At 38.2% G+C, this 6,385-nt stretch carries 5 protein-coding genes, 1 tRNA gene, 1 rRNA gene and 1 pseudogene; 3 read left to right on the forward strand and 5 right to left on the reverse strand.

Annotated features, from left to right (window positions below; all coding sequences use genetic code 11):
• Positions 1–33 precede the first annotated feature (33 nt).
• From QUB80_RS21115 to QUB80_RS21125, 3 genes are all read right to left on the reverse strand, one after another.
• The gene (locus tag QUB80_RS21115) at positions 34–900 is read right to left on the reverse strand and encodes a glycosyltransferase family 2 protein (RefSeq protein ID WP_289791467.1); all 867 of its coding nucleotides are present in this window, start codon (positions 898–900) and stop codon (positions 34–36) included.
• Between the two features lie 589 nt (positions 901–1,489).
• Positions 1,490–1,574, reverse strand: a tRNA-Ser gene (locus tag QUB80_RS21120).
• A gap of 53 nt (positions 1,575–1,627) precedes the next feature.
• A complete protein-coding gene (locus QUB80_RS21125; RefSeq protein WP_289791468.1) occupies positions 1,628–2,557 on the reverse strand; it encodes a TIGR04168 family protein in 930 nt (309 codons plus the stop codon).
• A 156-nt stretch (positions 2,558–2,713) separates the two neighbouring features.
• Here QUB80_RS21125 and nadA point away from each other — a divergent pair, with 156 nt between their 5' ends.
• The 3 genes and pseudogenes from nadA (at position 2,714) to QUB80_RS21140 (ending at position 4,786) form a co-directional block, all read left to right on the forward strand.
• Entirely contained in the window at positions 2,714–3,688 is a 975-nt protein-coding gene (nadA, locus tag QUB80_RS21130) for a quinolinate synthase NadA (RefSeq protein WP_289791469.1), read from the forward strand.
• A 258-nt stretch (positions 3,689–3,946) separates the two neighbouring features.
• A pseudogene (locus QUB80_RS21135) lies at positions 3,947–4,225 on the forward strand (lecithin retinol acyltransferase family protein); the annotation flags it as partial.
• A gap of 72 nt (positions 4,226–4,297) precedes the next feature.
• Positions 4,298–4,786, forward strand: coding sequence for a GUN4 domain-containing protein (locus QUB80_RS21140; protein ID WP_289791486.1), 489 nt, complete (start codon positions 4,298–4,300; stop codon positions 4,784–4,786).
• 300 nt (positions 4,787–5,086) lie between these two features.
• On the opposite strand, the gene QUB80_RS21145 is transcribed toward QUB80_RS21140, so the two are convergent.
• Complete coding sequence (locus tag QUB80_RS21145) at positions 5,087–5,980, reverse strand: hypothetical protein (RefSeq protein ID WP_289791487.1); 894 nt, start codon at positions 5,978–5,980, stop codon at positions 5,087–5,089.
• Positions 5,981–6,302: 322 nt separating this feature from the next.
• Positions 6,303–6,385: ribosomal RNA gene (gene rrf, locus QUB80_RS35280) — 5S ribosomal RNA — on the reverse strand; the annotation flags it as partial.

Genomic DNA, 6,385 nt, shown 5'->3' on the forward strand with positions numbered 1-6,385 from the left:
AATTTTCTAGTTATTTTTTCTCAAAAACTTTGACTAGACTGGTAAATACCGATGCTTAATACAACCTCGCAGTTGCCCCGCACGCCAACCAAAGCTCATCAACCATTTAGCTAAACTTTCTTGATCACGAATTTGTAAAAGCAACACTTGAAAAGTAAGAATTACCGCTGTTTTTAGAAATGTTTTCCATGTTATCATTTGAGGCATACCAAGTGGACGATGTTTTTTATACAGTAATGCCTCGCAAGTACCCATCTTCCAAGCTCTTTTGTATGCACCAATGAGGTTGGTACGCAAACGAATATGAGCGATCGCCTCTGGCACGTAGTGAAGTTTTGTTCCTCTTTGCTGAATTCTCCAGCAGTAGTCAACATCTTCTACCAAAAGCAAGGCTCCATCAAAACCACCAATGGCATTATGGAGTGAACGCTTAACTCCCATGTTACCTGCACCTGCAAATGGCAGGTATTGATTTTCTACAACTGCCCCAGTACAATTCTCCAATTGATACCATCTGAGAATCTCAGGTTCATTAAGCTTCTTCAATTCGTGTCGTCCAGCAACAAAATCATATTTGGAAAGAGCCTCACCCATTGCTGCTAACCATTCAGGAGCAACTTCGTCATCAGCATCAATAAACAGTAGTCCATCTCCTTTAGCTGCCTTTGCACCCATATTACGAGCATATCCTGGGCCTTTGCGATCAGATGAGTCAATAATGCGAAGGTTGGGTATGCGTGTCTTATACTCTTCTACAATTGACATTGAATTGTCAGTTGAGCCGTTATCAGAGATAATAACCTCCCAAGACTGCGACCATTTTTGATTAGCAAGTGCCTCCAATTGCACAGCTATAGTATCAGCCGCATTGAAACACGGTATAATTACGCTCACTCTCATATAAAGTACTACTTTTAATTTTGTCCAAGTCTTTGTTTATCTTCTTACAAAATAATTAGACAAATACAAGAAAAACGATAAATTTAATAAATTACAGAATAACTGCGATTAATTATTAAGAATTAGCAAAGTAAGTTGTGATTTTTAATTAATTCAAATTTAATTCTCTAGAATGCCAACTTATCTAGTTGTGTTATATCAAATGCAATGCTATTTAAACTTTAATAATTAAACAAAATATTTGCGATCGCGTTTTTGCTTTTTCAGTTCATATAGTCAGATTGTGTCAGTTTTTAGACAACAAATCAGCAGTAGCACGAAATTTTGCTCAACAGTTGTTAAGCTCACAAGCACAGGCTGCTCAGAGTAAGGCAGATTTTATTGGCAAGTTCATAATTGCACTTTAAGAATCCCATGCAACTCAGTATTGCTCACGATTACTAGTTGCTTCCGAAATAGTACCTCAAAAATGATTAGCTAACTCCAAGCAGAAGCCGAAGAGCCGACACGAATTCTTGGTGCTACTATCATCTCCACCAAAAACTCCAACCAAAGTAGTTGTCCCTATTTTTAATTTTTTATTCTTTAACGGAGAGGGTGGGATTCGAACCCACGGATGCTTTCACATCACTCGATTTCAAGTCGAGCGCATTCGACCACTCTGCCACCTCTCCAATAAATCGGTCAGCTAACAAAGGCTGACCAGTAAGAAATTATAACTCATTACTCATGCAGATTGCACTACTGAACGCGATCGCTCATACAAAATTTCTTCAGAGGCAATCTTGAAGTCATTACCAACCCAAACACAGGATGCTTGAGTAGCTACACCATCTTCCAATAGAACAATCGAAAAATTCCGCAGCTTTTCACCCCCATCTTCTACAATTCTGGGTACACTCGCCGCATTTAAGTAAATAATCCCTTCTGGACTTCTAAACACCCGCTTGCGCAGCATTTTCTTTGTGTGCCGCAATGTATGGTGCATATGGCCAAATGTTACCAGAGGAACAGTTTTACCTGCATTGAGAGTCAGAGAAATTGCCTCTGCTAAATCTGGATCGCCATAATCGCCACCAATCGGATGCCAGTCTTTGCCACAAGGATCTTCTGGGCGATCACCTAATCCAGAAGGGCCATTATGACCGACAAAAATAATTGTCTCATAGGCAGCACTTTTTACAGCTTGAAAAATCTGGGTAGCAGATTCATCAAGATCGCTCACACCATATCTTTGTTTGCAGATATCTGCAAATTTCCATTCTGGGCCACCCCAGCTAAAGGGACGTCCCCCTACTACTGTTAAATTAAAAGTGGGAAAATCACGCTTCCCGTAGCCAACATGGGCTTCACCTAATAAATCTAACTGTTGCTGTACCCAGTCTTCTTGGGAGCGATCGTAGGGACACTTTTTCCGCCCCCATTCCGTAGCAGTGTACCAAGCATCGTGGTTGCCCATGACTGCTGCTTTGGGAATCTCAAGGGAGGCGATCGCTCTTACCACTTCTACCGATTCGTTGCCAAAATCCCCGACAAACAGCACTAAGTCAACACCGAGATGCTTAAGTGCAATACCATCTTCGACTTCCCATTGGTCGTGAACATCTCCAACTACAGCGATTTTCAAGGTTTTTGAATTAGTTGTCTGAACGATCATGCCACTTTCCTTGCCATATGTTTCCAGCTTAGGCAATTTACGAGGGTTTTGACACAACTTTGCCAAAGAGAGTATGACCCACCAGTCATTTTTGGTAAAAACTACTATAATTACTTAGATAAGACAACTACTAGCAAGATTAAGCTACGCTAAACTGTGTTTACAACTGCACTTGTTCAACGAGACAAAAACCAACCAGGTGCCTTACCACTGGATTTATTTGCAGCTATTAAGAACCTAAAAAAAGAACTGAATGCGGTAATCCTGGCACATTACTATCAAGAGCCAGATATCCAGGATATAGCAGACTTTATCGGAGATTCATTACAACTAGCAAAAGCAGCAGCAAACACTAATGCTGATGTTATTGTCTTTGCTGGTGTTCACTTCATGGCAGAGACGGCAAAGATTCTCAACCCCGACAAAATGGTACTTTTACCAGATTTGAGTGCTGGTTGTTCTTTAGCAGACAGTTGCCCTCCAAAGGAATTTGCGGCTTTTAAAGCCGCTCATCCAGATCATCTGGTGGTTTCTTACATCAATTGTTCGGCCGAAATTAAGGCCATGAGTGATATTATTTGCACTAGTTCCAATGCTATGAGAATTGTGCAGCAAATACCACAGAATGTACCGATTATTTTTGCTCCCGATCGCAATTTAGGACGGTACGTGATGGAACAAACCGGTCGAGATTTGGTGCTTTGGCAAGGTAGCTGCATTGTGCATGAAACCTTCTCAGAAAAAAAGATTGTGCAGCTAAAAATAGCACATCCAGAAGCAGAAGCGATCGCTCACCCAGAATGCGAACCTACTGTATTGCGCCATGCCAGTTTTATTGGTTCTACAGCAGCCCTACTCAAGTACTGTCAAGAAAGTCAAACTCAAGAATTTATAGTTGCTACTGAGCCGGGTATCATTCACCAAATGCAAAAAGCAGCACCTCAAAAGCATTTTATTCCTGCCCCACCGATTAATAATTGCAATTGCAATGAGTGTCCTTTTATGCGTTTGAATACCTTAGAAAAGCTTTATTTAGCGATGAAAAATCGTGCGCCAGAAATTACTATGTCAGAGGAGATACGACTGGCAGCATTGCGTCCAATTCAGCGGATGTTAGAGATGAGTGTTTAATCAGGTTGAGTTTGATGATTTGTAGAGACGTGAGCGATCGCGTCTCTACATGTCTCTATATAACTATGCTGGGTTACATAAAATGTAAGCAAAAGTAATTTAAAAATAATATTGGGTTGAGTGAACAAAACCCAGTCTATTCTTATCAGACCGTACTTTTTTTAAAATTAAATATAAATAGTTCAGAATATTGTTAATGTTGTTGCCAATGTGGGAATCATTACAGTAAAGAGAATGTAATAAATAAGCTATCTATATATGGCAAGAGGAGACCACATTTACGTTCACTTTTATTTGGTGGGCATTCCATACAAACACCACGGTATTGATTGCGGTGACGAAACAGTCATTCATTATTCAGAAGGAATAATTTGCTGAACTACAATTCAACAATTTAGTCAAGGTAAAAAGATTTATAAATTGCCATATGAGCATTGTGACTCACCAGAACTTGTAATGATACGTGCAGAAAGCGGGTTAGGAGAATGCAAGTATCATTTGTTTTTCAATAACTGCGAACACTTTGCAAGCTGGTGTAAAACTGGACATGAGGAGTCGAAACAAGTGAAGCCATTACTAGATGTATTAGATGATTTCTTTAAATGGCGAATGGCAGATAAACAACATCAACATTATCAAGATTTAATTGCCAGATATAATTACATTATTCGGGAATTAAACCATAAATTAAGACAACGTGAGTTCAGACAAAGAGGAGCAATTGTTTCTAATAATTTAGAATACAAAGTAATTCATACAAATAATTCTGTGCGTTCAAAAGAGGAAGTTATTAGACAAACATCACAAGATAATACTCTTATTACAGACAAATTTGATTATCGAATACTTGAGATTTTGCTCAAAGAAAGTTGTTGGCAAGAAGCTGATGAACTAACAACTTATGCAATGCTAAAAGTATCCAATAGAGATTATGAGAGATATTTTTGCCTAATAGATATTGCTAATTTTCCGCGTGAGCATTTATTAATAATTGATAAATTGTGGCTAGAATATAGCCGAAATTTATTTGGTTTTAGTGTACAAAAGAAAATTTATCAAAATTTAGGCGGAACCCAGGATTACCAATACGAAACTTGAGAAAGATTTAGTAACAAAGTTGGTTGGCGCATGAATAATATACCAATATTATATGAGCAACTTTGTTTTGGGATAAATGCACCAAAAGGAAATTTCCCACATGGCAAAAAAATTGGTTTTGAAGTAATAGGATTTCTTGCAATCATTTAGCCAATAATATTAATTATTGACTACGTACTTCAGGATTGGATTACGGCAGTTTCACGGCTGATGTAAAAGCAGCTCTTTCAAAGTTGAATAAACCTAACTTGTCCTTAGATTAATTGCCTTTTCCATAGCATATATCATCCAACAAAAAACTTAAGATTTACTTTTCTCTGCCTCTTGCTGGGCTGCCTGACTGTACTGCTGATACAACTTAGTCCGAATTTGCGCTTCTTTATAACGACTATGACTAGGCAATACTTGACTCATTAAATCTGAAGCCCTTTGCCAATTAGCAGCTATTTCTAACCATTGAGTTGAGCTTTTAGCTACTTTACCAGCAGCAGAAGCTTGGTTAGCTATTCGTACTGCTTCTAAAAATATGTCTTCTTTTGGTAAATCTTGACTTTGAGATTTCTGTTGTTTACTATTTGCTGGCTTTGAAGCTTGTGCTATTGGATATGTCGATTTTTGTGTTGTTTGTTTAAATTTTCTATATAGTAGATTATAACCAACCCAGCCTATCAAAAGCAAAAATGAGCATAGGCTTAGAGCAAATAATAACCGTCTTCGGTCTAAGTTTTTAGGGTTATTATTGTTAATCAATATAGGACGAGAAGATTGAGTTTTCGGTAAATTTGAATTTCCTAACTCAGCTTGTCTATCTTGAAAATCTCTAATTAATTGCTGGAAAGTATTAGGTTGTTCTAATATGATTTCTTCAGACCACAGAAGTTGACTTTCTGGCTCACGGGTAATTTCATCTAACCACAATAATTGCTGCTCTCGTACAATTCTGCTATTGATATTAACTTTACGAATATTACGGGGTGCTATTGATTCAAGAATTTCCTGAATTTGATTTACTAAATTGGATTTCTCTAGTTGATCTACCGTGTTAGCCTCACAAAGAAGTTGTAAAACGCCATCATCAAAAATAGCTCTGGTTCTGACGCCTGAATTTGCTAATCTTTCGTTCAAGACTTGAATAATCGCAGCAACGCTACCCCGATGTGCTTGCCAAGCGATATCATTTATTCTGTTGACCATCATTAGTGATTTGGCGATCGCTATTCAACCCTAAGTTATTAACTAACTACTTAAGAATATTGGGGGCTTGTATTGGATACAATCAAGCCTGTTTTCGATTGTATGAGTAAAAAGATAATGTTGCCAATAAAGTTCCTTCTGGTGATATAGATCAGTCTCACTAGTAAATTACTACTCAAAGACCATTAATTGCAACTACTCTCTCTGAGAAACATAAAGCGACGCTACACATAATCCAAAATTTAACCCAAATATCACCATACTGTAATATAAAAAACTCTTCCGAATATTTCAGAAGAGTTTTTTGTAATAAAAATAAAAAACCTGGCACCGAGCTATTTTCACGTGGGGCAACCCCCAAAGTATCGTCGCCGCAGCAGCGTTTCACAACTGAGTTCGGGAAGG

Origin of the sequence: Chlorogloeopsis sp. ULAP01, assembly GCF_030381805.1 — a bacterium.
In the GTDB taxonomy this organism is placed as follows: Bacteria; Cyanobacteriota; Cyanobacteriia; order Cyanobacteriales; family Nostocaceae; genus Chlorogloeopsis.